26 protein-coding genes and 3 pseudogenes are annotated in these 26,641 nt (G+C 59.4%); 19 read left to right on the forward strand and 10 right to left on the reverse strand.

Going from position 1 to position 26,641, the window contains the following annotated elements; genetic code table 11:
- Positions 1–20: 20 nt before the first annotated feature.
- Positions 21–563: a RidA family protein gene (locus ACP7D9_RS09785; RefSeq protein ID WP_426157057.1), complete on the reverse strand. Its 543-nt coding sequence runs from the start codon at positions 561–563 to the stop codon at positions 21–23.
- 136 nt (positions 564–699) lie between these two features.
- On the opposite strand from ACP7D9_RS09785, the gene ACP7D9_RS09790 reads away from it, so the two are divergent.
- Positions 700–1,191 carry a MarR family winged helix-turn-helix transcriptional regulator gene (locus ACP7D9_RS09790; RefSeq protein ID WP_426157059.1) on the forward strand — a complete coding sequence of 164 codons (492 nt, stop codon included), beginning with the start codon at positions 700–702 and terminating at the stop codon, positions 1,189–1,191.
- A gap of 308 nt (positions 1,192–1,499) precedes the next feature.
- On the opposite strand, the gene ACP7D9_RS09795 is transcribed toward ACP7D9_RS09790, so the two are convergent.
- Entirely contained in the window at positions 1,500–2,966 is a 1,467-nt protein-coding gene (locus tag ACP7D9_RS09795; RefSeq protein WP_426157061.1) for a DUF1254 domain-containing protein, read from the reverse strand.
- Positions 2,967–3,124: 158 nt separating this feature from the next.
- On the opposite strand from ACP7D9_RS09795, the gene ACP7D9_RS09800 reads away from it, so the two are divergent.
- The 3 genes from ACP7D9_RS09800 to ACP7D9_RS09810 all read left to right on the forward strand — a co-directional run bounded on the left by ACP7D9_RS09800 (position 3,125) and on the right by ACP7D9_RS09810 (position 6,934).
- Positions 3,125–4,573: a DUF1254 domain-containing protein gene (locus ACP7D9_RS09800; RefSeq protein ID WP_426157063.1), complete on the forward strand. Its 1,449-nt coding sequence runs from the start codon at positions 3,125–3,127 to the stop codon at positions 4,571–4,573.
- 155 nt (positions 4,574–4,728) lie between these two features.
- Positions 4,729–5,712, forward strand: coding sequence for an AraC family transcriptional regulator (locus tag ACP7D9_RS09805; RefSeq protein ID WP_426157065.1), 984 nt, complete (start codon positions 4,729–4,731; stop codon positions 5,710–5,712).
- A gap of 94 nt (positions 5,713–5,806) precedes the next feature.
- Entirely contained in the window at positions 5,807–6,934 is a 1,128-nt protein-coding gene (locus ACP7D9_RS09810; RefSeq protein WP_101162438.1) for a mechanosensitive ion channel family protein, read from the forward strand.
- A gap of 36 nt (positions 6,935–6,970) precedes the next feature.
- Here the strand turns inward: ACP7D9_RS09810 and ACP7D9_RS09815 are convergent.
- Positions 6,971–8,886, reverse strand: a pseudogene (locus ACP7D9_RS09815) (tyrosine-protein phosphatase).
- A 335-nt stretch (positions 8,887–9,221) separates the two neighbouring features.
- On the opposite strand from ACP7D9_RS09815, the gene ACP7D9_RS09820 reads away from it, so the two are divergent.
- Genes ACP7D9_RS09820 through ACP7D9_RS09830 form a run of 3 tightly spaced genes read left to right on the forward strand, consistent with a single transcriptional unit; the run spans position 9,222 to position 10,611 of the window.
- Positions 9,222–10,103 (forward strand): manganese catalase family protein, encoded by an 882-nt coding sequence (locus ACP7D9_RS09820; protein WP_101162441.1) that lies wholly within the window; start codon positions 9,222–9,224, stop codon positions 10,101–10,103.
- A 52-nt stretch (positions 10,104–10,155) separates the two neighbouring features.
- Positions 10,156–10,458: a hypothetical protein gene (locus ACP7D9_RS09825; RefSeq protein ID WP_101162443.1), complete on the forward strand. Its 303-nt coding sequence runs from the start codon at positions 10,156–10,158 to the stop codon at positions 10,456–10,458.
- A 12-nt stretch (positions 10,459–10,470) separates the two neighbouring features.
- Positions 10,471–10,611, forward strand: coding sequence for a hypothetical protein (locus ACP7D9_RS09830; RefSeq protein ID WP_397478275.1), 141 nt, complete (start codon positions 10,471–10,473; stop codon positions 10,609–10,611).
- 39 nt (positions 10,612–10,650) lie between these two features.
- Here ACP7D9_RS09830 and ACP7D9_RS09835 read toward each other — a convergent pair whose 3' ends face one another.
- A complete protein-coding gene (locus tag ACP7D9_RS09835) occupies positions 10,651–11,109 on the reverse strand; it encodes a DNA methylase (RefSeq protein WP_371918399.1) in 459 nt (152 codons plus the stop codon).
- A 132-nt stretch (positions 11,110–11,241) separates the two neighbouring features.
- Between ACP7D9_RS09835 and ACP7D9_RS09840 the strand changes: the two genes are divergently transcribed.
- Positions 11,242–12,825, forward strand: a complete 1,584-nt coding sequence (locus tag ACP7D9_RS09840; protein ID WP_101162445.1) for a sensor domain-containing diguanylate cyclase — start codon at positions 11,242–11,244, stop codon at positions 12,823–12,825.
- A gap of 3 nt (positions 12,826–12,828) precedes the next feature.
- Here ACP7D9_RS09840 and ACP7D9_RS09845 read toward each other — a convergent pair whose 3' ends face one another.
- Positions 12,829–13,065: a hypothetical protein gene (locus tag ACP7D9_RS09845; protein ID WP_101162447.1), complete on the reverse strand. Its 237-nt coding sequence runs from the start codon at positions 13,063–13,065 to the stop codon at positions 12,829–12,831.
- A 164-nt stretch (positions 13,066–13,229) separates the two neighbouring features.
- On the opposite strand from ACP7D9_RS09845, the gene tspO reads away from it, so the two are divergent.
- From tspO to ACP7D9_RS09860, 3 genes and pseudogenes are all read left to right on the forward strand, one after another.
- Positions 13,230–13,673: a tryptophan-rich sensory protein TspO gene (gene tspO / locus ACP7D9_RS09850; protein WP_312998651.1), complete on the forward strand. Its 444-nt coding sequence runs from the start codon at positions 13,230–13,232 to the stop codon at positions 13,671–13,673.
- Positions 13,616–14,653 (forward strand): alpha/beta hydrolase, encoded by a 1,038-nt coding sequence (locus tag ACP7D9_RS09855; RefSeq protein WP_426157070.1) that lies wholly within the window; start codon positions 13,616–13,618, stop codon positions 14,651–14,653. Before tspO ends, ACP7D9_RS09855 begins: the two co-directional genes overlap by 58 nt.
- Before the next feature lie 36 nt (positions 14,654–14,689).
- A pseudogene (locus tag ACP7D9_RS09860) lies at positions 14,690–14,851 on the forward strand (glutathione S-transferase); the annotation flags it as partial.
- Between the two features lie 39 nt (positions 14,852–14,890).
- Here ACP7D9_RS09860 and ACP7D9_RS09865 read toward each other — a convergent pair.
- Positions 14,891–15,901 (reverse strand): zinc-dependent alcohol dehydrogenase family protein, encoded by a 1,011-nt coding sequence (locus ACP7D9_RS09865; RefSeq protein WP_426157072.1) that lies wholly within the window; start codon positions 15,899–15,901, stop codon positions 14,891–14,893.
- Between the two features lie 157 nt (positions 15,902–16,058).
- Here ACP7D9_RS09865 and ACP7D9_RS09870 point away from each other — a divergent pair, with 157 nt between their 5' ends.
- From ACP7D9_RS09870 to ACP7D9_RS09880, 3 genes and pseudogenes are all read left to right on the forward strand, one after another.
- Positions 16,059–16,973, forward strand: coding sequence for a LysR family transcriptional regulator (locus ACP7D9_RS09870; RefSeq protein WP_426157074.1), 915 nt, complete (start codon positions 16,059–16,061; stop codon positions 16,971–16,973).
- Positions 16,974–17,198: 225 nt separating this feature from the next.
- Complete coding sequence (locus ACP7D9_RS09875; protein WP_426157076.1) at positions 17,199–17,492, forward strand: hypothetical protein; 294 nt, start codon at positions 17,199–17,201, stop codon at positions 17,490–17,492.
- Positions 17,493–17,660: 168 nt separating this feature from the next.
- Positions 17,661–17,972: pseudogene (locus ACP7D9_RS09880) on the forward strand (helix-turn-helix transcriptional regulator); the annotation flags it as partial.
- Between the two features lie 4 nt (positions 17,973–17,976).
- Here the strand turns inward: ACP7D9_RS09880 and ACP7D9_RS09885 are convergent.
- Entirely contained in the window at positions 17,977–18,432 is a 456-nt protein-coding gene (locus ACP7D9_RS09885) for a GNAT family N-acetyltransferase (protein ID WP_426157078.1), read from the reverse strand.
- A gap of 133 nt (positions 18,433–18,565) precedes the next feature.
- Here ACP7D9_RS09885 and ACP7D9_RS09890 point away from each other — a divergent pair, with 133 nt between their 5' ends.
- The gene (locus ACP7D9_RS09890) at positions 18,566–18,979 is read left to right on the forward strand and encodes a PaaI family thioesterase (RefSeq protein ID WP_426157080.1); all 414 of its coding nucleotides are present in this window, start codon (positions 18,566–18,568) and stop codon (positions 18,977–18,979) included.
- Between the two features lie 11 nt (positions 18,980–18,990).
- Here the strand turns inward: ACP7D9_RS09890 and ACP7D9_RS09895 are convergent, their stop codons facing one another.
- Positions 18,991–19,449, reverse strand: a complete 459-nt coding sequence (locus ACP7D9_RS09895; RefSeq protein WP_426157082.1) for a winged helix-turn-helix transcriptional regulator — start codon at positions 19,447–19,449, stop codon at positions 18,991–18,993.
- A 93-nt stretch (positions 19,450–19,542) separates the two neighbouring features.
- Here ACP7D9_RS09895 and ACP7D9_RS09900 point away from each other — a divergent pair, with 93 nt between their 5' ends.
- Positions 19,543–20,484, forward strand: coding sequence for an aromatic alcohol reductase (locus ACP7D9_RS09900; RefSeq protein ID WP_426157084.1), 942 nt, complete (start codon positions 19,543–19,545; stop codon positions 20,482–20,484).
- A 22-nt stretch (positions 20,485–20,506) separates the two neighbouring features.
- Here ACP7D9_RS09900 and ACP7D9_RS09905 read toward each other — a convergent pair whose 3' ends face one another.
- Entirely contained in the window at positions 20,507–21,400 is an 894-nt protein-coding gene (locus tag ACP7D9_RS09905; protein WP_426157086.1) for a LysR family transcriptional regulator, read from the reverse strand.
- 95 nt (positions 21,401–21,495) lie between these two features.
- Here ACP7D9_RS09905 and ACP7D9_RS09910 point away from each other — a divergent pair, with 95 nt between their 5' ends.
- Positions 21,496–22,662 carry an MFS transporter gene (locus ACP7D9_RS09910; RefSeq protein WP_312998629.1) on the forward strand — a complete coding sequence of 389 codons (1,167 nt, stop codon included), beginning with the start codon at positions 21,496–21,498 and terminating at the stop codon, positions 22,660–22,662.
- 12 nt (positions 22,663–22,674) lie between these two features.
- On the opposite strand, the gene ACP7D9_RS09915 is transcribed toward ACP7D9_RS09910, so the two are convergent.
- Positions 22,675–23,850: a XylR family transcriptional regulator gene (locus ACP7D9_RS09915; RefSeq protein WP_101162469.1), complete on the reverse strand. Its 1,176-nt coding sequence runs from the start codon at positions 23,848–23,850 to the stop codon at positions 22,675–22,677.
- 175 nt (positions 23,851–24,025) lie between these two features.
- On the opposite strand from ACP7D9_RS09915, the gene xylA reads away from it, so the two are divergent.
- Positions 24,026–25,342, forward strand: coding sequence for a xylose isomerase (gene xylA / locus ACP7D9_RS09920; protein ID WP_426157089.1), 1,317 nt, complete (start codon positions 24,026–24,028; stop codon positions 25,340–25,342).
- A gap of 147 nt (positions 25,343–25,489) precedes the next feature.
- Positions 25,490–26,491: a D-xylose ABC transporter substrate-binding protein gene (gene xylF / locus ACP7D9_RS09925; protein ID WP_101162473.1), complete on the forward strand. Its 1,002-nt coding sequence runs from the start codon at positions 25,490–25,492 to the stop codon at positions 26,489–26,491.
- Positions 26,492–26,641 lie beyond the last annotated feature (150 nt).

Below are 26,641 nucleotides of genomic sequence, written 5' to 3' on the forward strand. Positions count from 1 at the left end.
CCTGTTCTTTTTGTGTTGCATCAGGGCAGTGAAGAATCAATCGCGAACTGAAATTCCATTTCAACCAACGCCCCCAGCGGCAGCGCCGCCACCCCTAGCGAAGTCCGCGCAGGTGGAGTCCGCCCTTCGAAGAAGGCTTGCCAATGCTGATTGAGCACGCCGAACTGGCTGAAGTCAGCGCAATAGATCCGCACCAACATCAATTGCTCCAGTCCGATCGTCAGCTCCTTGCACATTTCGCTGAGGTTGATCAGGATCTGCTGCACCTCTGCGGCCAGACCGCCGTCTACCAATCCGCCGTGAGCCGGATCGAGACCGACCATTCCCGAGACGTAAACGAAGCCGCCCGCCCGTACCACAGGGCTATAGGCAAAATGCGGCGCAGGCAAGGCGCGGCTGACCAGAGGAGTCCATGTAACAGCCGTTGCCGGGGTCGTTGACCAGATCATCTTGTTATTTTCATTAAGTACGTATACGTCCTTTATGGGACCGATGCTATGACTGACTATCTGAGCTGTCAACGATTTTTTGAGCGAATCCCCCGCAAAAAGCAGTACGTGCACGGTGGCTACCAGCAGGCTTGTATCGCCGTACCGGAACACCAATACTTAACTGGCTGATTTGCCTGACAAATAGTACGTGCACGTACTTATTATTGATCCCCAAGGATCGCCACCGCAAGGAATGACCGGACGTCCAATGCCATCCACACGCACGCCAGAGCCCGCGAAACTTTCTTCTCAAAGCCAGACACTCGTCGACCAGTTTCACCTGGAAGACATCGTTTCCCACCTGCTGCGGCGGGCGCACTTCGTCGCGGAAGAACTGTTCAACGCAGAGTTTTCCGGCGAATCGATCACCCCGCGACAGAAAGCAGCACTGATCGTGGTATCGCAACACCCCGGCCTGACCCAGAACGCACTGGCCGGTCATCTGTTCATGGATCGCAACACCGTTGCCGAAATGGTCAAACGCCTGTGCGCCAACGGCATGCTGATCCGCACCAGCGCCAAAACCGACCAACGCGCCTATCAGCTGTACCTCGGCACCGAGGGCGCCGAGCTACTGGATCGCGTGTTGCCGCGTGATGCAGAAGTGGAAAGGAAGTTGCTGGAACGCTTGCCAGAAGAATATCGGCCGCTGTTTTTGAAGTGCCTCAAGATGATGGTTGCGCCGGTGAACGAGTCATAACCTGGACTGCGGCGCTCGGTTTTTCTCTGATTTGCCGATTCGAAAAAAAACCCTTTGAATGGGTGCCACGTGACGTCTTAACGTAATTCCTGATTCCAGAGAGGATGATCACTTGCCTGGACAGAAGTCTGGTCTTCTGGGTTGATCGCACAAGCTTCAATGAAACCTGGGTATCGAGGTCGATGATGCTTTGGAAACGGCAGAGCAGACCGAGGTTTAACCAACACTGCGACGGTCTGAGCCAGACCGTCGCTATCCGGCCGATAGCTGACATCGAGAAACTCTCAACGCAGGGTCGGATAGTGGGTTCACTCAAACAATTCGAAATCCGGCAATTCAAAGCTCCTGTCGTTCAGTGCCTCCGTGCCACCGTAAAAGCGCATGGCCGGTAACGGCCGCTTGCCCGCTGTGGGAATCCAGTTGGTTTCCAGCCCGGCGGGCGCTTTGGGACCGATGTAGATCGTGACGCTGCCGTCGGCGTTTTTCTTCATTGCTTCCAGGTCGTACGAGGACAGGGTTGTACGATTGGTCTCGCTGTAAATGAACGACATGGTGTCGCGGTTATAAACAGTCAACGCCCAGAATTGCTTGACCGGCATTTTTGCCGGGACGTCGATTTTGTAGGTCTTGCCAGCTTCAAGTGGCTTGCCGTTTTTATCGGCCATGGCCATCAGGTATTGCGTTGCCGGCGAGTCGCTTAACTCCTTCGGCATATAGGTGCACCAGAAGTACTCCGTCGCGCGTCCGATCAGATCAATATTGTCTTCGTACTCGAACGAGAAGCGCTTGTTTTCATCGGTCATCAGCAGAGACGCGTAGTGCCGATCTGGCCAGTAGAATTTGTCTTTTGGCAGGTTATCGAACCAGTGCTGAAGGTAAAACCAGGCATCAATGGCCGCCTGGCGCATGGCTTTTTTGGTCACCTCGTCCGGGGCAAACGGCTTGCCTTTCTCGATCCCCAGCGAACGCAACATCCCGAGCATCACCTTGTCCTGCGGGCGTGCAGGCTCGACACTCATGACCGCATGCATGTCCGCGAAATGGCGCTCGTCATAGAAAGGCAGGGTCGGGTAAACCTTGTCGATCGGGTCGATAAAGCGTTGCGGTGGCGGATTGCTCGCCTCGGCCAGGTAATACATGCGCAGCTTCTTTGCATACTGATAGGCATCAGCGGCACTTTTGCCGGGCGCGCGCACAGAGCGAAATGCGAGGGCGATGCGGTAATTGGGTGATGGAACGTGAATGTAGCCAGCGGGTATTTCACCGTTAAACCCCGGAGGCGTGAACAGCAATTTTCCACCCTTGCCCTTGTCCAGACCCGAGGGGCCAACGTCGGCGATGGTCAACTGCCAGGCATCAACGACTTGGCCATAGACGCTGCCGTCTTCGCCGGCGGCAGGGAGTTCCAGAACCACCGGGCCTTTTTGCAGGTCGGTGAATGCGGTGATGTAAGGCGTGCTGCTGTTGGCGGTGATGGCTTCCAGCTTCGGTGTCGCTGGCGCCGAATAGGCAATGATGTCGTTGTCCCTGACCCCAAGATTGTCAAAAGCCGCGCGTCTGAAACTGTAGATGGCGATCGCCGGCATATTCCACAGCACGGCTTCAAAAGCGCGCTGATATTTGATCTGGTAGTCAAAGTCCACAATGGAACTGTGCGAACCGGGAGGCGGTTGTCCACCCTGCGTTTCGATGCTCGTCTGGGCGAGGGCCGGATGCGGGTTGGCCAGCATCGCTAAGGCCAGCAGGCTGACGTTAAGCACTCCGTTGTTGCGCATCGGTTAATCCCCGCTATTGATCCCTGAATTCCAACAAGCGATCAACACTATAGCCAACCGCTGAACCACTGGGGCTGGCATGCCTGTTTGACGCCAAGCAACTCTGTGCCTAGGGTTCTTGCAGACATTCAGCCGTCAGGTCAGTGCTCGAGTCGGGTTTGCCCGGCGCACTTCCTCGTGAAAGGACGCTCGTTATGAATTCATCTCGCCAGTGGTTTCTCTGTGTCTTGCCCCTGTGTGCTGCGCTCGGCAGTGCAATGAATGCACAAGCCAGTACGCCGGACTTGCTCCTGACCACACCTGCCACTCCCGATGCCGTGGAAAAAGGCATGCATGCTGATGGGTACAGCCTGGCGATTTCTGCCTACAACTGGGGCTATCCGCTTGTGCGCATGGAAAGAGTGGTTCGTGAATACATAACCGTCCCCTCGCCAAAACCCGACACCAGCTATCGAGCAGGCCTGAACCAGATCGGCTGGGCCACTTCGCTGGCGTCACCGTCCGCCAAGGACATGCCCACCGCCAACAATGACACCTACTACATGAGTGCGGTGCTGGATCTGACCGAGCCCTACGTTTTGACCGTGCCCGATACACATGACCGCTATTACGTGGTCGACGTGTTCAACATGTGGCAAGAGCTTGAGCACTATGTCGGACGGCGCACGACCGGCACCAAGGCCGGCAAATATGTGCTGGTGCCACCTGGCTGGAAGGGCGAGCTGCCAAAAGATGCGACGCGTCTCGACGTTTCAACCAAGAAAATCTGGCTGTGGGGGCGTATCCACGTCAAGCAGGGCGAAGATGTCGCGCCGATCCTGGCGCTGCAAAAACAATTCAGTGTCGTGCCGCTGAGTGGGAAGTCGCACACGGATGAATCCTTGCCAGCCTTACCGAAGACTGGCGACGACCCGCTGGGCTTCTTTACCGAACTGGCCTCGGCGCTAAAGAACAATCCGGTCAAACCTGCCGATGCTGCATTGTTTGCCCAGTTCGCCCGCATTGGGCTAACGGACAGCGGCTTTTCACCCGACAAGCTCAATCCGGCCACTCGCAAAGGCCTTGAGGAAGGTTTGAAAGATGCGCCCTACGTGGCGATTGCGTCGTTGGCCAGCACGTCGCAAGTGCGCAACGGCTGGAATTGGGTGACGGGTCTCGACAGCTTTGGCTTCAACTATCCGCTGCGCGCCATGGTGGCCGGGCCTTATCTGGGCGGTCAGGGTGAGCATGAAGCGATGTATCCGCTGCGCTTTACCGACAGCAAAAACCAACCACTCACTGGCGCCAGTCAATACGAAATCAAACTGGCTTCGGCGCCGCCGGTGAATGCGTTCTGGTCGCTGACCCTGTATGACGCGAGCAACAAGATGCTGGTCGACAACGAAATCGGTCGCTACAAGGTCGGCTCCGACACGCCGGGGTTAAAAGTCGCGGCGGATGGTTCTATCACCATTCCCATTTCCCACAAAAAACCCCAGGGAGAGCATGCTGCTAACTGGTTACCCGCACCCGAAGGCGGTTTCTACGTGATGTTACGTCTGTATCAACCATCGCAGGATGCTCTTTCGGGCAAGTGGCAGCTACCGCAGCTGAACAAGATCAATTGAAGGACCGGATGTGAGGAGCTGATGATTGGCCAGTAACGGAATGGATGTCCGCTATTGGCCGAAAGCAGACGATTGCCAAGCCTTGTCACCAGACAGTCACGCCCACCCCCTAATCTTCCCGTCTCCACCGTCGCCCCAAGAGCCCGCATTCCAAAATGCCGCCGATCGCCACAACATCCGCAACCCGTCAGAAAATCGTCCTGCGCTCCGACAACCTCACCTCCTGCGACTTCGGCGCCCTCTTCTCCAGGCTTTTCGGCAACCGTTACGCTGACACCCCGCCGCCGCCCTCCCATATCATCATCGGCGGTGTCTATGGGCGGCACGATGGGGTGAGTTTCCGGCGCATGCATTATCACGGCGACTTCAGCGTCACGCTCCCCGACCCGCAGAATGAAATCACCTTCGTCATTCCCACCGCCGGCAAGATCGTTTTCAACCACGTCACTGAATCCATTGGCATGTCGCACGTCGGTCTGGCGATCGACAAGGCGGACATCCGTTCGATGCGGTTTGTTGACGATCACGCGCATCACGGCATTTCGATCAATCGCCAGCAGCTCACCGAACGTTTGGCGGCGCTGCTGGAGCAACCGATCGTGCAGAAGATCGTGTTTGAGCCGAGCGTGGATCTGGATACGCCGGCGTTTCATGGCCTCAAGGCGTTGATCGACCTGGCCACGGGCACTGAGTTCGATGCGCTGATCAACAGCGGCACGTTGATGCCGTCGCGCTTGCGCGAGATGCTGATCGATGCGGTGCTGGAGGCGTGGCCGCACAATTTCACCGAGGCGTTGCGCCGGCCGGCGCCGTGTGTGGCACCGCGGCATGTGAAGGTGGCGATGGAGTTTATTCAGGCACATCCGCAACAATTGGTCAGTGGTGTGGATCTGGCCCGGTTGAGTCATGTCAGTCAGCGCGCGTTGCAGGAAGGTTTTCGGCGTTTTGTCGGGATGTCGATCGTGGCCTATCAGCGTCAGGTGCGTTTGCAGCGCGCTTATGAAGCGTTAAAGCGGGGTCATGCGGGCTCGGTGACGGAGGTGGCGTTGCGTTTTGGCTTCAGCAATGTCGGGCGCTTTTGTCAGTATTTTCAAAGTGCTTACGGTGTGAGCCCAGCGCAGTTGAAAGCCAGGCGTTGACCATTCGATCCGGTGAAATCTGCATTTGATGGAACAGCAGGAATCTCAGGGCGACTAACCCCAGACAGGCCACGTGGCGAAAAAGGGGGTTTCAATGACCGAGGATTTCATCGGATTTTTCACAGCGCACACGATTTTAGGAATTTCACTGGCGAACTGGGTGCTGGCGTTTCTCGCCGCGACGCTCAGTTATCTGCTGACCACCACCGCGATCCGTTTTGTTTTCCGCAAGGTGCAGGCGCGGGCCAGCGCTGGCAACGGGCATCTGACGTATATGGCCAGCGAAGTGCTGGCGGCGACCAGCACCACGTTGCTGCTGTTGGCGTCGATTCTGGTCGGCATCGGGTTGCTGGATTTGCCGCAGCGCTGGCTCGGACGGGTCAGCAGTTTGTGGTTCGTGGTTGCGGCGCTACAGGTCGGCCTATGGACCAACCGCGCGCTGGCGCTGGGGCTGCACCGCTATTTTTCGCGGCATAACGCGACCGGTACTTTTCAGGCGAGCGCTTTGGCGACCCTGAGCCTGTGGGGCGTCAAAGTGTTGCTGTGGGCAGTGATTCTGTTGGCGATGCTGTCGAACCTGGGCGTCAACATCACGGCGTTTGTCGCCAGCCTCGGTGTCGGCGGTATCGCTGTGGCGCTGGCGGTGCAGAACATTCTTGGCGACGTGTTCGCCTCGCTGTCGATTGCCGTCGACAAGCCGTTTGAGGTGGGTGATTTCATCGTGGTCGGCACGCTGGCCGGTACGGTCGAACACGTCGGCCTGAAGACCACGCGCATCCGCAGTCTGGGCGGTGAGCAGATTGTCATGGCCAACGCCGACATGATCGGCAGCACCATTCAGAACTACAAGCGCTTGCAGGAACGACGGGTGGTGTTCGAATTTCGTCTGACTTACGAGTGCTCGACCGAACAGATTCGCCAGATCACTCAACGTGTAGAAAGCATCATCAAGAACGAAAAACAGGCGCGCTTCGACCGCTGCCATTTCCGCAGTTTTGGTGAAAGCGCGCTGGAATTCGAGACGGTGTACATCGTTCTGGACGCCAGTTACAACGTCTACATGGATGTGCAGCAACGCATCAATCTGGCAATCATGGAGGCGGTAAGCGAACTGGACGCGACATTCGCCTTCCCGGCGCGCACGGTGCACGTTGCCTCGCTGCCCGAACCCACCGCGCAGCCGGCACGCACACAGCAACCGTCGCGTGCGCAGCATGCCTGAGCAGAGGAGCCCGGTAATCTGCCGGGCTCGTGTCGTTCAAAACGCGTAACTGGCCTTGAGACCGCCATTAAATCCATGGCTGTCACCGCCACCGTTGGCCCCGACCTCGGCGCCCACACTCAGGGCACCGAGGCTGGCCATCAGATTAACGCCGCCGCTGAACTGATCGCGATTATCGAACGCCGCGCGCTGCTCGATATCCAGCCCCAGCAGGTGGCTTTCACTGTCGACTTGCTGATCGCCCAGCGCACGCTCGTAACCTACGCGCACCCCCGGCACCAGCTGCCACGCGCCGATTGTCATCGGTGTGAACGCGACATCGAGATTGGCCACCGCGCTGCGACGAGTCTGCTTGATGCCGTCGACGTCGAGGGCCAGTTCACTGCCCTTCTCCTGGAAGCCCTGCAAGTCGAGATGACTGATGCGAAAGCCCAGACTCGGTTCAAGTGTCATGCCACTGAGCGGCGCGCGATAACCCAACGCCAGTGTCGCGCCAGTGAGGTTGCCGTGAGTATCGCCTCTGGCTGTGCCGAGGCCGCCTAGCTCGCGTTTGCTGTCGTAGTCGACGTAACCGGCGCTGGCGTTGGCGTCGACAAACACGCCGCGCTCCAGGCTGGTAAAACCATAACGCGCGCCGAGGTTGATGAAGGTGAAGTCTGTATCGGCCTCGCCCCCCGCCCCGCCCACGCTGCCCTTGCTGTAACCGAAACCGCCGCGCGCGCTGAGTTGTTGGCTGAAGCGCTGGGTGATGCCGAGCATCAAGCCCTGGCTGTGTTCGTTGCTGCTGTCGGCGTGGGCCGAGCCGTCGGTGCCCAGGTAGCTGGCGAGTGCTGTGCTCCAGAGACGGTATTGGCCGACCTTCAAATCGCTGCCGCTGGCGAATGCTGCGGCGGCCTGTTCGATCATCGCGTTCTGGCGCAGCAGGTAGCTGGCCGCATCGGCGTGAACCTGACCGCCGACCTGGGATTCGACGCCGCCCAAGGTGCCGGCGTCGATCGCCGATTGCAGGTAATAGTTGTAAGCGCTGTAGGTGCCGGACAGCTCGCTGCTCTGCAACTGGCGCAGCAACTCGGCACCCGCGGCGGCATTGCCGATCAGCCCGGCCTGCCCCGGCAAGTTGTTGTATTCGACCAGTTTGCCGCGCAGCACATAGATAGTTTCCTGCGACAGACCGAGGCCCTGCTTGAGGTAGTTGTCCATGCTGCCGTACTCGGCGGCGACCTGGTCGAGGCCGGCCTGCAAGTAACTGGCCTGCACGCCGAGCAGCGGCTCGTAAACGGCGGCCATGCTCGGCGGCAAGGCTTTCAACGTCGCAGCGACACGGGCGGCGGTGTAGTCGTTGGTCGCCAGATAATTGGCCATGATCGTCGCGTCATCGACCCCCGCGATGCTCTGCAACACCGCGGCGGTCCAGCCGGTGGGTCCTTGCCGGCGGTGCAGTGGAACAACTGCGCGGCGTCGACACTCGCCAGTTCATTGAACAACTGGCCGAACTGCCCGCGCATGCCGGCATCGCTGACGAAAGCACGGTTGGTTTGCTCCATCATCGCCACGGCTTCGGCGGCGCTATGGAAAGAAATGTCGGTGATGTTCGCACCTGAGGTGGTGCTACCGATGATGTCGATGTTGCGATAAGCCGCTCCCGTGATCATCGTGTCAGGCGTAGCGGCGATTTCGCTGGGAGTGCGCAAGTCGTAAATGGCTTTGATGCCGAGGCCATTGAGCGTGGTCAGATCCGCCGCCGAAGGAGTCAGCGCATTGGAGCGGTAGAACACGCCGCTGCGCATCGTGCCGTCGTGGGTTGTGGAGTACGCGATAGTGGTGCCGGCAAGGTCGCGAAAATTGTCGATGCCGGACAATCGCGGCGTATCAAGGGTTACTGGCTCGCCCGCGTGCGCAGCGGCGATGGACAGGCTCAGAACGGACAGCGAACACAGAAGACGTTGGAACACAGTGCAGCCTCATGAAATCAGCGTTGGGCTGGTCACTATGCGCAGGCGAGCGGGAGGAAATATGACAGTTTCGGCTGGCAATAAAATGGCCGCGCGAATGGGCCGTGAGGTGCGTGATCTGTCCATAATCTTGAACGTTACAGATCCTGTGAGAGCGAGGTTGCTCCCGGCAGGGTTGAGCCAACCGTCCTGTTTGCTGAACTTTCCGCACTCTGCCGCCCGTCCAGCCACTGTGCAAAAAACGAAATTTCTGCTGCGCGCCCTCCTCACAAACTATGCATGCGCCAACGCCCACAAGGGTCAAGGCGCGATAGCCTGGTCTGAGGAAAATTTGAATGTTCATACATAACAAGCGACTTCAGTACACCGTTCGCGTGGCCGAGCCCAATCCGGGTCTGGCCAATCTGCTTTTGGAACAATTCGGGGGTGCCAATGGCGAGCTGGCGGCAGCGGCCCGCTATTTCACGCAAGCCCTGGCCGAGGAAGATCCGGGCCGTAAAGACCTTCTGCTGGACATTGCCACCGAGGAGTTGAGCCATCTGGAGGTGGTCGGCTCGATCATCGTGATGCTCAACAAAGGTGCCAAGGGCCAGATGGCCGAAGGCGTGCAAGAGGAAGGCGAGTTGTACCGCGCGCTGAACGGCGCCGGTAATGACTCGCATATCACCAGCCTGCTTTACGGTGCAGGCGCACCGCTGGTCAATTCGGCCGGGGTGCCGTGGACAGCGGCCTACGTTGACTCGATCACCGAGCCGACCGCCGACTTCCGTTCCAACATCGCCGCCGAAGCGCGGGCGAAGATCCTCTACGAGCGCCTGATCAACATCACTGATGATCCGGGTGTGAAAGAGGCACTTGGCTTCTTGATGACGCGGGAAATTGCGCATCAACAGTCCTTCGAAAAGGCCCTGCATTCGATCCAGCCCAACTTCCCGCAGGGCAAACTGCCCGGGATGCCTGAGTTCACCCACAAGTACTTCAACATGTCCGGCGAACCCAACGTTCGTGGTCCCTGGAATGAAGGCGGTGCGTGGGAATACGTGGAAAATCCACAGCCGGCAGTCGACGGCGGTGATGGTCTGGCGACCGTCAACCTTCCAGCCGAAGATGAACAAGTGCTTGAGGCGATGAAGATCCGCACGGCCTCCGACCCACTCAGCGAACCGGTGACCGGTGCTGATCTGGGCTCAGGTTACGTACAGGGCAAAGATGTCTGAACCCGGCCCGGCGGCCCCGGACCGGGGTCGCCACTTGCTCAAGGTGAACAACATGAAAAGCAGCAAAGTCACGGCACTGACCTCTGAACATTTTCAACGCTTGATGGAGCACGCGTACGCTGGTTTTGAGCTCGACTGCAAACAGGCCTGTCGAGGAATGAAAGTCAGCATGGCGGTGAATGTATTCGGCTTGGGTACGCTGCTGCCGAATAACTTCGCCGACGAGACCGAAGTTCCGCCTTCCGACGAGCCAGCAACAATCGACGACGCCTCGCCCACGATGCCAGTGGTTGCCAGGCGCGCATTGGCGGCGCGCACCCGATCACTCGACGTGGCTGAAGGATTTCATCGTTAACGGGAGGACAACATGAAAACGCTTGAAAACCGGAAGTCACCCTTCATGCCGATCGTCGCCCCTGGACTCCAGTTTGTGCTGGGCTGCGCGATATTCGCCGGCGGAACGCTGATCATGATGAGCGAACTGGCGGGGAAACTCATTGCGCCGTGATCCTGGCGTCGCGGCGTCGGGCGTACAGAATTCGCACAGTCAGAACAGCACAGCAGCCGCTTCCCTCATGAAGATCTCGACGGTCTTCGGCCCTATCCCCTCGAACTCGGACAGGCGCTTCTCCAGCGCCTTACGATCCGCGCTTGCCGCCACGATGTGACCGACCTTACCGGCGTATTCGCTGTTGAGCTTGTTTGCCAACGCGAGTAATCGCGACGCCGTGCTCTCGTCGTAACGCACGTAACGCGCCTGCCCCAGCATTGACACCAGTTGACGGTGAGTACACTGCGCAAGCTTTTGCGGCGTGTCTTTGTGATGCTGCTCTACTATGACTTGATACGCCTTCGCTGCGATCGCACCTTGAATCCTCTTGCCCATCAGAAAACTGGCAAGTAACCATTTGAACAGGCCGGTTTCGCTGGGGTTTTGCAGATCGATGTTCAAGTCACGGGCCGTGATGATTCCACTCACAAGTCTCTCCTCAAAGAGCGCTTCCATTGGAGATATAGACCCGACAAGGCTTGGAACGATCCAACGGCCGCCGCTTGGCCAGGGCAATAGATTGAATTCCAAGGGGAGAAGGAAGGTCATCTTTCAGAGATGCGAGATGACAAGCATAAGGATCTTCAAATGCTCGGTTGCAAACTGCCCGACACGAAAGGGCATGACGCCGCACAACCCGCTCCCATCAAAGCTTCCAGCGAGATAGCCGCTTTCCGCCTGACCGTGATCTTCATGCTGACGGTCATTCTGGCGTTTCTGGGTGTCGAAGGATGGCGGACGTGGCGTGACTACCATTCTGCGTTTTCGTCTGCCCGCAATTCAGTCACCAACCTCGCTCGGGCAACGGCGCAGCATGCCGAGGACGCCATTCGCCAGGTAGACGTGTTGACCGCCGCGCTGGGCGAGCGCGTGGAAGGCGATGGCTTACAAAACATCAACGTGCCTCGCATTCACAAGCTGCTGGTCCAGCAAGCCAAACTGATGCCGCAGTTGCACGGCCTGTTCATCTATGGCCCGGACGGGCAGTGGATTGTCACCGATAAGGAAATTATCCCGGACCCGGCCAACAACGCCGACCGCGATTATTTCCAGTACCACCGCACCCACACCGATCGAAGCGTGCGCATCGGTGATGTCGTCAAAAGCAAATCCACGGATGACCTGATCATCCCGATTTCCCGCCGCTTGAATAACCCGGACGGCTCGTTCGCCGGCGTGCTGCTGGGAACGATCAAGGTCAGTTACTTCGTCGACTATTACGGCGATTTCAAGATCGATGACAAGGGTGCACTGGTACTGGCGTTGCGCAATGGCACCATCCTCGTACGTCGGCCCTTCATCGCCTCGGTGATCGGTCAGAGTCTCGCCGACAGTGAAGTGTTCAAGCGCTACCTGCCCTTATCCAACCAAGGTATTGCCGAGGTCCGGGCCATCGTCGATGGCACCCCGCGTCTGTATGGCTACCGAGCCTTGACCACGTACCCACTGGTGGTGGAAACCGGACTTTCTCGCGAATCGATCATTGCGCCATGGCGTTGGGACTTGATCAAAACCGGATTCGTGCTGTTGTCGGTGATCACCGCGTTCACGGTTTTCGGATTGATTGTTCTGAGGCAACTGCGCCAACGGATGGTGATGGAAAAGGATCTGCGCAAGGCGCACCAGGCGATGAAGGACATGGCGTTGACCGACAGCCTGACCGGACTGGCCAACCGCCGCCGTCTGGACACTGCGCTGGCCGACGAGATTCGCCTGGCCAGACGCCAGGGTTCGTCGATTTCATTGATCATGCTCGACGTTGATCACTTCAAACTCTACAACGACACCTACGGGCATGCGGCAGGTGACGACTGCCTGGCCGCTGTCGGCCAAGCGATTGCGCGAGCGGTCAAGCGACCGGGTGATCTGGCCGTGCGCTATGGCGGCGAGGAGTTTTCCGTGTTGCTGCCCAACACCGATATTCGAGGGGCGGCGCTTGTGGCTCAGGACATACTTCAAACCGTTCGATCCCTGGCGCTCGAGCACAAGGCGCATCCGCTGGGTCACGTCACTGCCAGTGCAGGCATTGCAGTGGCCAAGCCTGCAGACGAGCACGTCACACCCGCCACCCTGATCGAGTCGGCTGACAAGATGCTCTATGCAGCGAAGCAACGAGGGCGTGATCGCTATTGCAGTGGCGGGGACAGCGGCCTGGAATGCGAAGGGCCGTGAAGGTCAAGCAGTCCGGCTGATCACCCGAATATCCGTCAAACCGACGCGCTCAGCCTGCTCAACAACCTGCTCTGGCGTCGAGTCTGCCGTGGGCATGACCAGGCTGTTCTCCGCATCGCCCAGATGCAGTTCCAGTAGGTGCATCGCTGCATCGTGCTCGGCCAGTTGCGCTTCCTTGAGTTCGAGCAGATAAGTACGAGGCTCGCCGTTGAATCGATATTCGATGTGATGGGTGTACATGATGTCGTCCGCGTCGGTGGGTAAATGGCAGTGTTTATCCTGACGCAGCAGTCAGCTTTTAGTTCAACCTCGCTGCCAAATTGCATGTTCAAACAAACTTTTTGCGCAGCGAAGCGTCCTCTTCTTAACTCTCCATAACAGCTGATCACAGCTAAGGACTGGCAATGACCTTTTTCATTTTCCTTCTGGCCTGCGCAGCGGCGGCAACCACCGGCGTGATGTTCAAACCCGGCCCGTGGTACGAATCGCTGACCAAACCCTCTTTCACCCCGCCCAACTGGGCCTTTCCCGTAGCGTGGACGATCATCTACTTGCTGCTGGCCTGGGCCGGTTATCGCCTGAGCCTGATCCCCGGCAGCCAAACGGTGCTGGCCTTGTGGGCCGCGCAAATCGCCCTGAACACGCTGTGGACGCCGGTGTTCTTCGGTGCACATCAGGTGCTGGCGGCGCTGGTGATTCTGGCGGTGCTGTGGGTGGTGGTTGCGGTGATGGTGGTACTCGCCCTGCAACTTGACGTGGTCACCGGGCTGATCCTATTCCCGTACCTGGCATGGCTGAGCGTCGCGGCGGCGCTGAATTGCTCGATCCTGATGAAGAATCGCCTGTGAGCGATTTTCCATGGCCACAAGGCGAGCGCGAGCTGGCGCAGATTCGTGCGTTCAACAAAAAGCTCGCCTGGCTGCCGCGGTTCAAGATCCGCAACCGGCTCACGCCACGGCTGATCCAGGCGTTGCTGCGCGCGGGTCAGGTGGGTGGTGGCCGCAGGCTGCGCCAGCATGGGCTGGCGGCTGAGTGCAAGACCATCGACACGGTGCCGGTGCGGATTATCCGCCCCAAGGGCAAAGCCAAAGGCGTGGTGCTGGATTTCCATGGTGGCGGCTGGGTGATCGGCAATGCGCAGATGGACGACAACTTCAACATCGCCATCGTCAACACCTGCGACGTGGCGGTGGTGTCAGTGGATTATCGGCTGGCCGTGTCGACGCCGATCGAGGGCTTGCTGGAAGACTGCCTACGCGCCACTCGCGGCATTTTGAACGGTGGTGAGTTTGCGGGTTTGCCCGTAGTTGTCGTCGGTGAATCGGCTGGCGGGCATTTGGCAGCGGCCACCCTGCTCGCCCTCAAATCTTCGCCGCAGCTGCTGCAACGGATCTGCGGTGCGCTGCTCTACTACGGCGTCTATGACCTGACCGGCACGCCCAGTGTGCGCACCGCGCCGGCCGATACTCTGGTGCTTGACGGCCCGGGAATGGTCGAAGCGTTACGCCTGCTTACCCCCGATATCAGCGATGAACAACGACGTCAGCCCCCGCTGTCGCCGCTGTATGGCGACTTCAGTGGGCTGCCACCAGCGCTGCTGTTTGCCGGTGAGCTCGATCCGCTGCGCGATGACACGCTGCTCATCGCCGAGCGCTGGCAACACACGGCGCCGGTGGAAATGCATAGGCTGCCGGAGTGTCCGCATGGGTTCATTCACTTCCCCACAGCCACTGCTGACCATGTGCTGGCTTACAGCCGGCAGTGGATCTCGGCACGACTGGCAAGCTACTTGGCGAAATCCGCCGACATCAGCCCAGCGCTTTCGTAACTGCCGATCAATTCATCAAACAACGCAATGTCCGCTCGTCATCAGCCGCTCATGGCCGGCACCAGTTTTTCCATGGCCGATATTGCCGTGTTGGGCGCAATGATCTTCTCGGCGCTGGTTGAGCTGGAAGTCCCCGAAGACTGCACAGCACTGCGCGAATGGCGCGCGATGGTTGAGCGCGGCGAACCGCAAACCTGAAACGAGAAAAAAGGCGCCTTCCCTGGCGCCTCACTTGCATCAGCCCACCTTGATCACAACCTTGCCAAACGCCCCTTTCGCCAGATGCTCATAGGCCTCGCGCGCTTGTTCAAACGGATACACATGGTCGATCACCGGGCGAATGTCGTGCTCGGCGAGGAACACGTTCATCCGGTCGAACGATGAACGCGGTGCTACCGCGATGCCGCGAATCGTGGTCTGGCGGAAGATCAGCGGCATCAGGTTCAGCTCGACTGTCTGCCCTGTGAGAAAGCCGATCTGCGCAATCCGCCCCGAGGCCTTGGTCGCTGCTACCGACTGATTGATGCCATTGCCTCCCGCCACATCGAGCAGCAGATCCACACCCTTGCCGTCAGTGAGTTTCAGCACCTCGTCCGCCCAGTTCGGCGTGGTGCGGTAGTTGATACCGGCGACAGCACCCAGACGTTTTACCGCATGCAGGTTGTCATCGCTGCTTGAGGTTGCGATGACTTTGGCGCCCAGCGCCGTGGCGATCTGTACGGCGAAAATCGATACGCCGCCGGTGCCCTGCACCAACACGGTCTGGCCCGGTTGGATGGCACCGAAATCGACCAGTGCGTACCACGCGGTGAGCGCGGCGATCGGCAGCGTCGCCGCCTCTTCATCGCTCATGTTGGCCGGCGCGCCGACGGCACTGTCCTCGTGGATGATCATGTATTCGGCGAGGCCTCCGGGCAGCGGCGAGCCGAAGCAATAATCCGGCTCATTCGGCCCCGGCTCGCCGTCCAGCCAGCGCGAATACAGATGCGAATTGACCCGGTCGCCAATCTTGAAGCGGGCAACGCCGTCGCCGATGGCAACCACGGTACCAGCGGCATCGCTTACCGGGATCAGCGGTTTCGGCACCAGGTGCGGCTCATAGATGCCGTCAACGATGGCCTTGTCGCGAAAATTCAGCGAGACCGCGCCGACCTTGACGAGCAGTTCGCCAGCCTTGGGCTGCGGCGTTTGCGTCTCGCCCGGTTGCAGATTGTCGAGCCCGAAATCTTTCAGTAACCACGCTTTCATGATGAGTCTCCAAATGCGTTATTGGCCACAAACCCTGAGCAGGTTTGCCTTGGGCCCATGATTGGCTTTTATGCCAACGCAATAAATGCTTGGAAACAGACAGGATTGTTCTACTCTGAGGCAACAAAGCCAGACACTGAAGCTCACCGGGAAAGTCATGGAATTACTGCAATCGATGCGCCTGTTCGCCCGACTGGCGGAGCTGGGCAGTTTCACCAAAGCGGCGCAGTCACTGGATATCGGCCGGCCGCAGGTCACTCGCTATATTCAGGAGCTGGAAACCTCACTCGGCGTGCGCCTGTTCCAGCGCACTACGAGGAAAGTCGCACTCACCGCCGAGGGTGAACTTTTCTATCAGCGGGTACAGGAAATCCTGGCCGAGATCACTGCCGCCACCACGATGTTCGATCGCACCGGAGCCACGCTGTCCGGCCGACTGCGTATCGATATCCCCACCGCGTTCGCGCAGCTGGAATTCATCAAAAGCCTGCGCGAATTCACCGACGCCTACCCCGGCATCGACATGGTGCTGGGCGTCACCGATCGCACGGTTGATCTGGTCGGCGAAGGCATTGATTGTGCGCTGCGCATCGGCGAGTTGCCTGATTCAACCCTGATCGCCCGCCCCATCGCGCAGGCGACCATGGTCACCTGCGCCGCGCCCGAGTATCTGCGCGAGCACGGCACACCCGAAACGCTTGCAGAGCTGGCGAACCATCAAGGCGTTAACTTTTTGTCTGGCCAGAACAACCGCACCTTGCCCTGGCAGTTTTCAGTTGAGGGCAAGCAGAAAACCTATGTCAGCCGCAAAGGCATTACCGTCACCGAGTCGAACGCCTATGTGCAGTGTGGCGTGTCGGGCTTCGGCATTATTCAGGCACCGGGTATCGCGGTGGCCGAGCATCTGGCCAGCGGAGCATTGGTAGAGATCCTGCAACCGCTGCGCCCCGCGCCTCGGCCAGTATCGCTGCTGTACCCGAGCCGCACGCATTTGCCGGCGCAGGTACAGGTGTTTATCGAATGGCTGCAGGTGCGGTTTGTGCAGTTACATGCGGGGTGGGTGGAAGGCTGAATCTGACTTTACCCTGCATGTTCTGCAGTCAGCACATCTACGATTTGAAGTCGATGGCTGTTTTCAATCAGGCAGAATCAGGCAAATCGCCAACAGTATCCGCCTAACGCCACCGGCGCCCTGCCCCCTAATCTGAACCCATGCAGAACACACCGCTGCAACGGGTTAACCAGAGACTGATCTGAACGACCCGGACCTCAATCCCATTTGACCGGAGTCACCGCCATGAAAACTGTAAACCAACTGATCGCCGTCGCGACCTTCGCCCTCAGCGCCAGCGCATTCGCACTACCGAGCAATCAGGAAGATCGTTTCTTCACCCAAGTCAGCGAACCACAGCAGACCGTTGCCGCCGATGGCTCGCAGCGTACGCCCCAGGGCCGGGCGGTGGCTGAAGACGGTTATGACAAGACCCCGCAAGGCCAGGCCATCGCTGCCGACGGCTCAGACCGCACCCCATTGGGTGAGGCTCTGGCCGCTGATGGATCGGACCGCACACCGGGTCGTCGCGCAGCCTAAGCGCGTGTTGCCAAGAGGCGAAAGTCCTGCGGGTTTGAGACCTGCAGGACTTTCCCGCTTTCTGGGGGCCAGCGCTAAACAACTGGATTCAGAACCTTGTTGATAGGATCAGGCAATACTTCGATCCGATCCGGCATAGTCCAACAGCGTCATATCACCATGCCGGGCATCGCCTCCCTGGCCGAGGAAGCGCAGATGAGCATGCCGAATTTTCATCTGCACTTTCGCAAGGTCACCGATTCCTCGCCGATGCAGTATTTGAAGTCGACGCGATTGCACCAGGCACGACTGCTGATGCTGCGTAACGACCTGACTGCGGCAAAAACTGCCTTTCCGGTCGGCTACGAAAGCGCCTCGCAATTCAGCCGCGACTTCAAACGCCTCTTCGGCCGCACGCCGCTCGCGGAAGTGGCGTGGATGAAACAGGCCTACGCGCCGCCGGCACCGACGACTGCTTCGCCGTTTGTGTCGTCGCATTGACGGTCTAACGTTTCAACGTTTTCGCCATGATGATCGTGCGCTCCGTCTGATGAAATTCCTCTCTGATCTTCTTGAAGCCAAGCGAAGCATAAAAGCCTTCTGCGGTGATTGAGGAAGGAACGCGCAGCAGTTCGAAACCAGCGCCCACGGCGAGGGACTGAATGCGCTCCATCAATTGCCTGCCAATACCCATTCCCTGAAAGTTCGGGTCGACAAATACACTTCGAACAACGTCTCGATCGAGACTCGCCGTTGCGACGATTTGACTGTCGAGCGCAGCGACCAGCACCTGACGTTCAGCCAACAAGCGAAGGATCTTCGAGGGCGAAAAACTTTCCATCACTCGATCAAGGATTTCGGCTGGATAGTCGCCAGCATTACTCTCACGGAGCGTCTTGATGATCGTTTTACTGATAGCCGGCGCATCCGTATCTTTTGCGATTTGAATTTGAATATTCACCCGTGGCTCCTTGCCTGTCAGTTTCATGTCTCGCGCACTTATCGCAGTAAATTCCACATTCGCATAGTGCTTGCCCCGTCTTGCGATTCCTCGCTCAATCGCACAGGTCAGTCCCCCGTAGCAGGAAGGGAACATGAACACCACGGCCATTGCCGAAGGCTTCACTCCATTCACCCGCAGCAGCCCGTTGCTGGATCTGCTCGGCCCGATCTACGCCAGAGGCCACGGTCTGCAATTGGAACTGGGCTTGCTGACCGACTCCCGCCACGCCAATGGTCGCGGTACTTTGCATGGCGGTGTATTGGCGACTTTGGCCGATGTCGGCATGGGCTACGCCATGGCCTTCTCCAGCGATCCGCCGCAGCCGTTGATCACGGCGAGCATGACCCTGGATTATCTCGGCGCGGTGCACATCAACGAATGGCTCGAAGTGCGTCTTGAGTACTCCAGAAAAGGACGTCAACTGGCGTTTGCTGGCGTCAGTCTGCATGTCGGTGAGCGAACGGTCGCGCGCGCCAGTGCCGTGTTCGCCGTGCCGACGAGTTGAAGCGCGAAACCTCAGTCTGACGCTTCAGAAGCGTCCCGCGCCGGCACAGGAATTTGCCAGGAAGGTTTCCTGCCGGTCTGGCTATCGAATGTACGTCGTGCTTGGCGGAACCCCTCGACGTTTTCCACCACCCAGGTCCAGATCGGCGACATCCGCACCAGCAATCCCATACCCAATGGCGTGAGTTCGTACTCGACGTGCGGCGGCACCTGGTCGAGCTCTCGCCGGGTCAGCAGGCCGTCGCGTTCCAGCGCACGAAGGGTTTTGGTCAACATGCGCTGAGTCACGCCGGTCATCTGCCGTTTGATCTCGGCATGGCGCATCGTGCCGTACACACCCAGAGCATGGAGGATGCCCAGAGACCAACGGCTGCCGGCGTGAGCGAGAACTTCGCGACGCACGCCATCATCGTCTCGTCTGAGCGTCTGGCAGATCGCTTCTGCCTCGCTGAGCGCTTGCTGATCAGTCATTTCTTCACCTGGTATCACGCGTGTGCCTTCTTCTGAATGCCGCCCGATCGTGCCAGCATTTGCCGATCTTACATGCAGATCCCAGGAGACATCATGACCGAATCGACCACCCCTTCCTCGCAATCCATTCTCGTCCTGGGCGCAGGTGAGCTCGGCCTGCCGGTGTTGCGCAACCTTGCGCGCGTGGCAAAGCGCTCGCCCGGCAGCACGATCAGCGTCCTGCTCAGGGCCTCGACGATCGACAGTCAGGTGCCGGAAAAGAAAGCCGAAATCGATGAACTGCGCAGGTTCGGCGTGCACATGGTGGCGGCAGATCTGGTCAACGATTCGATCGACCAACTGGCCGAAGTCTTCGCACCGTTCGATACCGTCATCGGCTGCGCCGGCATGGTCGCCGGTCGCGAGACGCCGATGAAGCTGGCGACCGCCGCGCTCAAGTCCGGCATCAAGCGCTACTTTCCCTGGCAGTTTGGCGTAGATTTCGAGGTGATCGGCCGGGGCAGTCCGCAGGATCTGTTCGATGCTCAGCTCGACGTGCGCGAACTGCTGCGCGCGCAGGACAAAACCGAATGGGTGATCATCTCGACCGGCATGTTCACCAGTTTCCTGTTTGAGCCAGTGTTTGAAGTCGTTGATTTTGAGAATGGCGCTGTCAACGCCCTGGGCAGCCTGGACACAAGCGTGACGCTCACGACCCCGGGCGACATCGGTAAGCTGACCGCAGAAATCGTTTTTTTCGAGCCGCGCTTGCGCAACGAGATCGTGTATCTGTCTGGCGACACGCTGACCTATGGACAGGTTGCGAGCCTTCTCGAACGCGTGCTCGGGCGGCCCTTCAAGCGTAACGTCTGGACAGTGCCGCACCTGATGCAGGAACTGGAAAAAGACCCTACGCATCACATCAAAAAGTACCGCGCGGTGTTTGCCCAAGGTCGAGGTGTGGCGTGGCCGAAAGCGGGTACGTTCAATGAGCAGCAGACGATACAGGTCACGACGGCCGAGCAGTGGGCGCGGGAAAATCTTGCGAACGAGTGAAAGCAAATGCCGCGCAGCACGCCTATATCCGATGCTGCTCCAGCAAAAAATCCACAAACAACCGCACCCGCACCGGCATCGCTGCGCCGCCGACGAACACCGCATGAATCGGTTCCTCATCGCCGGGGTTCCACGCTTGCAGAAGCGCGATCAGCGTGCCGCGCTGCAAATCCTCCCTGACGGTGAACTCGCCAATGCGCGCAATGCCGGCGCCGAGTCGGGCGAACTGGGCCAATGCTTCGCCACTGCTGCATTCAATGTTGCCGCTGACTTTCAGGGAAAATTCCTGGCCGTCGCGGATGAACGGCCAGTTGGCTTCGGCGCGGCGGAAGTTGAAGCGCAGGCAGTTGTGCTTGAGCAGGTCTTCGGGTTGCCGAGGCGTGCCATGACGTTGCAGATAGTCGGGCGATGCTACCACGACCTGGCCGGTGTGGCCGAGCCGGCGCGCGGTGAGTGGGCTGTCGGGCAGATGGCCGAAGCGGATGGCGACGTCCGCCTGACCGGCGAGGATGTCGACGACTTCGTCGCCCAGGCTGAGGTCGACGACGATGTTCGGGTAGCGAGCGGTGAAGGCTGCGACCAGCGGCACAATGGTCAGCCGTCCATGGCCAAGGGCGGCACTGACACGCAAGCGGCCCTTGGGGACGCCTTGATCGGTAATGGCCCCTTCCACTTCGTCCATATCGGCCAGAATCCGCCGGGCACCGCGCAGGAAGGCCTCGCCCTCGGCGGTGAAAGTCAGTGCGCGGGTGGTGCGCAACAAAAGACGCGTGCCCAGTCGCTGTTCGGCGCGGGCGATGATGCGACTGACCGCCGAGGGTGTCAGCCCCAATGCGCGCGCGGCCGCCGATAAGCTGCCCTCCTGCGCCACGGTGACGAACACGCTCATTTCGCCTGACCTGCCGTTGAAGTCCATTCGTGCCTCTTGCGCAAAGGTGATTGCCAAAATCGCTATCTACCGCCTTAAAACGATGGATCGTAGCATTGGCGGCATAGATGAGGAGACTTTCCATGCGTATCAATCCACCACTTGTTGCACTCGCTGTAGGCGCCTTCGGCATCGGCGTGACCGAGTTCGCGCCGATGGGCATGTTGCCCGGCATCGCTGCCGATCTCGGCGTTTCCATTCCCGCTGCGGGGTTGTTGGTCAGCGCCTACGCCTTGGGCGTATTGCTCGGCGCGCCGCTGATGACCCTGACCACCGGCAAGATCCCCCGGCGCTACCTGCTGATCGGGCTGATGGCGATTTTCACCCTGGGTAATCTGATGTCGGCGCTGGCCACCGATTACTACAGCCTGATGGTCGCCCGAGTGATCACCTCGCTCAATCACGGTGCGTTCTTTGGCGTCGGCTCCGTAGTTGCCGCCAGCGTGGTCGCGCCGCAAAAACGTGCCGGCGCCGTGGCGGCAATGTTCATGGGCCTGACCCTGGCAACCATTGGCGGTGTGCCACTGGCGGCCTGGTTCGGCGAGTTGTTCGGCTGGCGCACTGCTTTCTGGGGTATTACTGGCCTCGGCGTGTTGACCATGGTCGCGTTGTGGTTCGCCCTGCCCAACCTGAAAGCAGAGCAAGGCGCGGGTGCGCTGGCGGAAATTCGTGTATTGGGCCGAGGTCCGGTGCTGGCCGCGCTGGCCCTGACCGTGGTCGGCTCAAGTGCGATGTTCACCGTGTTCACCTACATCGCACCGATTCTCAGCAGCGAAACCCACGCCTCCGCCGCGTTCATCACCGCCATGCTGGTGCTGTTCGGCGTCGGTTTGACCTTGGGCAACATGTGGGGTGGCAAGGCGGCTGACCGTTCGATCGACCGCACCCTGATCGTGTCGCTGAGCGCATTGATTGTGGTGTTGCTGGCGTTCACTGTGCTGATGCGCTGGCCGCTGCCGGCCGCCGTCGCCATTCTGATCTGGGGTTTCGCCAGCTTCGCTCTGGTGCCGCCGCTGCAGATGCGCGTGATGGAAGCGGCCAAGGACGCGCCGAATCTGGCTTCGGCGGTAAACATCGGTGCGTTCAATTTCGGCAACGCGATCGGCGCGGCGCTGGGTGGCGCGGTGATCAATGCCGGGCTGGGTTATCCGGCGATTTCTCTGGCCGGGGCGGCGATGGCCGCTCTGGGCCTGCTGATGGTGCTGGCGTTTGCCTGGCGCTCCAGAGCCAGTGCCGCTGCGCTGGCGTAAGTCTTCGCAGCGCTACGCCCCGCCCTGCTGATATTCGCGGGGCGTGCAGCCGAACTCGCGACGGAACACCGTGTGCAGATATTGCGCAGACTTGAAGCCGCAGGCCTGGGCAATGTCGGCAATCGCAGCATCGGTGTTTTTCAAACCACTGGTGGCCGCCGCCAGTTTGAAACGCAAGATTTCGTCATGCACGCTGCAACCGCGCTCGGCGCGAAAATGCGCTTCCAGTGATGAGCGCGACACGCCGACATAGGCCGCCACTTGCGCGGTCTTGATGCCCTGGCAGGCATATTGGCGGATGAACAGCAGCGCTTGCATCACGTAGGGATTGCCCAGCGGCTGATGCAGGCTCGACACCTGCACATTGACCGCGTCCGGCGGAATCAGGATTTGCGTGCCGGTGGACGGCATGCCGTGGAGCATCTGGTGCAGCAGCTGCGCGGCGGTGCGGCCCATGGTTTCGGTGCCTTGAATCACCGAGCTCAGCGGCACACGCGTCAGGCTGCGGGTCAGCGGGTCGTTGTCGATGCCAATCAGCGCGACCTGCTCCGGCACGGCGATGCCGGCGGTCAGGCAGGCTTGCAGCAACTGCCGAGCGCGGGCGTCGCTGACGGCGATGATACCGATCGGTTTGGGCAGGCTGTGCAGCCAGGCGATCAGTTGTTCGACGGCGCTGTCCCATAGCGGTGCGCTGGTGCCCATGCCGCGATAGACCTCAGCGTGCAGGCCGTCGCGCTGCATCAGTTTACGAAAGGCTTTTTCCCGCTCCTGCGCCCAGCGATTGGCTTGCGCCTGCGGCAGGCTGAAACAGGCAAAGCGCTGCAGCCCCGCCTCGACCAGATGCGAATACGCCAGGCTGATCAAGGCATTGTTATCGGTGGCGACGTAGGGAATCGCTTTCGGATAGGCGCGCGCATCCTCGTAGGAGCCGCCCACCGCCACCACCGGTAAATGAATATCGGCCAGCGCCTCGCCGATCAGCGGATCGTCGAAGTCGGCAATGATGCCGTCACCCTGCCAGCGCTCGATGCCCTTCAAGCGGCAGAGAAAATCCTCCTCCAGAAACAAGTCCCAGGAAGCGCGGGTGCTGCTCAGGTAGTTGCCGATGCCGCTGATGATTCCACGGTCGTAGATCTTGCTGCCGTTGAATAACAGGGCAATGCGGTGCACGGGCGGTAAGCTTTTCATTGTTTTTATGCTGTTCCGGGCCGCCTTGTCGCGGCGACGATGGACACAGACTAGGCGCGAAGCCGCCGAATCTCAATACGCAAAATCGCACTCGCTGTTGAGGCTTTTCATAATCAGCAGGTGCGGGGCCGTTGCTAGTATCGAGACACCGCCAAGAACAACAAGGACAACGTCCATGCAGTATTTCCCCCATATCGAGCCGGTTCCCTACGAAGGCCCGAACAGTGATTCGCCCCTCGCTTTCCGCCACTACGACGCCGACAAACTGATCCTCGGCAAACCCATGCGCGAACACCTGCGCATGGCCGCCTGCTACTGGCACACCTTCGTCTGGCCGGGCTCCGATGTGTTCGGCGCCGGCACCTTCAAACGCCCCTGGCAACGCAGCGGCGAGCCGATGCAACTGGCCATCGGCAAGGCTGAAGCGGCGTTCGAGTTCTTCAGCAAACTGGGCATCGATTACTACTGCTTTCACGACACGGACGTCGCCCCCGAAGGCAACTCGCTGAAGGAGTACCGCGAACACTTCGCGCAAATGGTGGATCGCCTAGAGCAGCATCAGGAACAGAGCGGCATCAAGTTGCTCTGGGGCACGGCCAACTGCTTCAGCAATCCGCGTTTTGCCGCCGGTGCTGCGAGCAATCCGGATCCGGAAGTATTCGCCTGCGCTGCCGCGCAAGTGTTCAGTGCCATGAACGCAACGCATCGCCTCAAGGGCTCCAACTACGTACTGTGGGGTGGCCGCGAAGGCTACGAAACCCTGCTTAACACCGATTTGAAACGCGAGCGCGAACAACTCGGGCGCTTCATGCGCATGGTCGTCGAGCACAAGCACAAAATCGGTTTCACCGGCGACCTGCTGATCGAGCCCAAACCGCAGGAGCCGACCAAGCACCAGTACGATTACGACAGCGCCACGGTGTTCGGCTTTCTCCAGCAGTACGGCCTGGAGAAGGAAATCAAGGTCAACATCGAGGCCAACCACGCGACCCTGGCCGGTCACAGCTTCCATCACGAAATCGCCACCGCCGCCTCGCTGGGGATTTTCGGCAGCATCGACGCCAACCGTGGCGATCCACAGAACGGCTGGGACACCGATCAATTCCCCAACAGCGTCGAAGAAATGACCCTGGCAACCTATGAAATTCTCAAGGCCGGCGGCTTCAAGAATGGCGGTTTCAACTTCGACTCCAAGGTGCGCCGTCAGAGCCTCGACGAGATCGACCTGTTCCACGGTCACGTTGGCGCCATGGACGTCCTCGCCCTGTCGCTGGAACGCGCCGCCGCGATGGTTGAGAACGATCAACTGCAAACCCTCAAGGATCAACGTTACGCCGGCTGGCGTCAGCCGTTCGGGCAAGCGGTGATGGCAGGCGATTTCAATCTTGAGTCGCTGGCCGAGCACGCGTTCACCAACGAGTTGAACCCGCAAGCCGTCAGTGGCCGCCAGGAAATGATCGAAAATATCGTCAACCGTTACCTCTATCGCTGATTGCCGAGACCCTCTGCCGACGCAACGACGCTGTGACAATTGCACGACAATTCTGTGCCTGCTGCGCCGGCAGATTCTCTACAGTTCTACCAGCCCGATTCATCGTCAGGCCGTGTCTTTCCAACAAAAATAAAAGGACGCACCACCATGAAGAACTTGAAACGTACGCTGTTGGCCAGTGCCCTGGCGTTGCTGGCCCTGCCGGTAATGGCTGACGCTACCCACCCGAAAATCGGTTTCTCGATTGATGACCTGCGCCTGGAACGCTGGTCGCGCGATCGCGATTACTTCGTCGCGGCGGCGGAAAAAATGGACGCCAAAGTCTTCGTGCAATCGGCGGACGCCAACGAGCAGAAGCAGATTTCGCAAATCGAAAACCTGATCTCTCGCGGCGTCGATGTCATCGTCATCGTGCCATTCAACGCCACGGTGCTGACCAACGCGGTGGCCGAAGCGAAGAAAGCCGGGATCAAAGTGGTGTCTTATGACCGGCTGATTCTCAACGCCGATGTCGACGCCTACATTTCCTTCGATAACGAAAAGGTCGGCGAAATGCAGGCCAGCGGAGTGCTGAAAGCAGCGCCCAAGGGCAATTACTTTCTGCTAGGCGGTGCGCCGACCGACAACAACGCCAAGATCCTGCGTGAAGGCCAGATGAAGGTGCTGCAACCGGCCATCGACAAGGGCGATGTCAAGATTGTCGGCCAGCAATGGGTCAAGGAATGGAACCCGACCGAAGCGCTGAGCATTGTGGAAAACGCCCTGACCCGTAACAACAACAAAATCGACGGCATCGTCGCCTCCAACGATGCCACCGCCGGCGGTGCGATTCAGGCGCTGGCCGCCCAGCAACTGGCCGGCAAAGTGCCGATTTCCGGGCAGGACGCTGACCTCGCGGCGGTCAAACGCGTGATCGCCGGCACGCAAACCATGACCGTATACAAACCACTGAAACTCATCGCGTCCGAAGCGGCCAGGCTCTCGGTGCAACTGGCACGCAACGAGAAACCGGCCTACACCTCGCAGTACGACAACGGCAGCAAAAAGGTCGACACCATCCTGCTGACACCCACGCCGTTGACCAAGGACAACATCGACTTGCTCGAACAGGACGGCTTCTACACCAAGGCACAGATTGCCGGGCAGTGATCCTTTGGTTATGAGGAACCTTGTGGGAGCGAGCTTGCTCGCGAAGACGCTGGTTCAGCTTGCATCGTGAACGAATGTGCTGACGCCTTCGCGAGCAAGCTCGCTCCGACAGGTTCCGTGTTTTCTGAGCCCCTGGAATACGAGCCCTGG

It is taken from the genome of Pseudomonas sp. TSRC2-2 (assembly GCF_049897785.1).
Taxonomy (GTDB): domain Bacteria; phylum Pseudomonadota; class Gammaproteobacteria; order Pseudomonadales; family Pseudomonadaceae; genus Aquipseudomonas.

What these genes read in the sequence shown, in the direction of transcription:
- xylA (WP_426157089.1), top strand. Translation starts at nt 24,026, where the DNA reads ATGCAGTATTTCCCCCATATCGAGCCGGTTCCCTACGAAGGCCCGAAC.
- ACP7D9_RS09895 (WP_426157082.1), bottom strand. Translation starts at nt 19,449, where the DNA reads ATGACTGATCAGCAAGCGCTCAGCGAGGCAGAAGCGATCTGCCAGACG.
- xylF (WP_101162473.1), top strand. Translation starts at nt 25,490, where the DNA reads ATGAAGAACTTGAAACGTACGCTGTTGGCCAGTGCCCTGGCGTTGCTG.
- ACP7D9_RS09790 (WP_426157059.1), top strand. Translation starts at nt 700, where the DNA reads ATGCCATCCACACGCACGCCAGAGCCCGCGAAACTTTCTTCTCAAAGC.
- ACP7D9_RS09840 (WP_101162445.1), top strand. Translation starts at nt 11,242, where the DNA reads ATGCTCGGTTGCAAACTGCCCGACACGAAAGGGCATGACGCCGCACAA.
- ACP7D9_RS09810 (WP_101162438.1), top strand. Translation starts at nt 5,807, where the DNA reads ATGACCGAGGATTTCATCGGATTTTTCACAGCGCACACGATTTTAGGA.
- ACP7D9_RS09900 (WP_426157084.1), top strand. Translation starts at nt 19,543, where the DNA reads ATGACCGAATCGACCACCCCTTCCTCGCAATCCATTCTCGTCCTGGGC.
- ACP7D9_RS09825 (WP_101162443.1), top strand. Translation starts at nt 10,156, where the DNA reads ATGAAAAGCAGCAAAGTCACGGCACTGACCTCTGAACATTTTCAACGC.
- ACP7D9_RS09830 (WP_397478275.1), top strand. Translation starts at nt 10,471, where the DNA reads ATGAAAACGCTTGAAAACCGGAAGTCACCCTTCATGCCGATCGTCGCC.
- ACP7D9_RS09805 (WP_426157065.1), top strand. Translation starts at nt 4,729, where the DNA reads ATGCCGCCGATCGCCACAACATCCGCAACCCGTCAGAAAATCGTCCTG.
- tspO (WP_312998651.1), top strand. Translation starts at nt 13,230, where the DNA reads ATGACCTTTTTCATTTTCCTTCTGGCCTGCGCAGCGGCGGCAACCACC.
- ACP7D9_RS09910 (WP_312998629.1), top strand. Translation starts at nt 21,496, where the DNA reads ATGCGTATCAATCCACCACTTGTTGCACTCGCTGTAGGCGCCTTCGGC.
- ACP7D9_RS09875 (WP_426157076.1), top strand. Translation starts at nt 17,199, where the DNA reads ATGAAAACTGTAAACCAACTGATCGCCGTCGCGACCTTCGCCCTCAGC.
- ACP7D9_RS09905 (WP_426157086.1), bottom strand. Translation starts at nt 21,400, where the DNA reads ATGGACTTCAACGGCAGGTCAGGCGAAATGAGCGTGTTCGTCACCGTG.
- ACP7D9_RS09890 (WP_426157080.1), top strand. Translation starts at nt 18,566, where the DNA reads ATGAACACCACGGCCATTGCCGAAGGCTTCACTCCATTCACCCGCAGC.
- ACP7D9_RS09870 (WP_426157074.1), top strand. Translation starts at nt 16,059, where the DNA reads ATGGAATTACTGCAATCGATGCGCCTGTTCGCCCGACTGGCGGAGCTG.
- ACP7D9_RS09820 (WP_101162441.1), top strand. Translation starts at nt 9,222, where the DNA reads ATGTTCATACATAACAAGCGACTTCAGTACACCGTTCGCGTGGCCGAG.
- ACP7D9_RS09835 (WP_371918399.1), bottom strand. Translation starts at nt 11,109, where the DNA reads ATGGAAGCGCTCTTTGAGGAGAGACTTGTGAGTGGAATCATCACGGCC.
- ACP7D9_RS09915 (WP_101162469.1), bottom strand. Translation starts at nt 23,850, where the DNA reads ATGAAAAGCTTACCGCCCGTGCACCGCATTGCCCTGTTATTCAACGGC.
- ACP7D9_RS09855 (WP_426157070.1), top strand. Translation starts at nt 13,616, where the DNA reads ATGGCTGAGCGTCGCGGCGGCGCTGAATTGCTCGATCCTGATGAAGAA.
- ACP7D9_RS09865 (WP_426157072.1), bottom strand. Translation starts at nt 15,901, where the DNA reads ATGAAAGCGTGGTTACTGAAAGATTTCGGGCTCGACAATCTGCAACCG.
- ACP7D9_RS09845 (WP_101162447.1), bottom strand. Translation starts at nt 13,065, where the DNA reads ATGTACACCCATCACATCGAATATCGATTCAACGGCGAGCCTCGTACT.
- ACP7D9_RS09795 (WP_426157061.1), bottom strand. Translation starts at nt 2,966, where the DNA reads ATGCGCAACAACGGAGTGCTTAACGTCAGCCTGCTGGCCTTAGCGATG.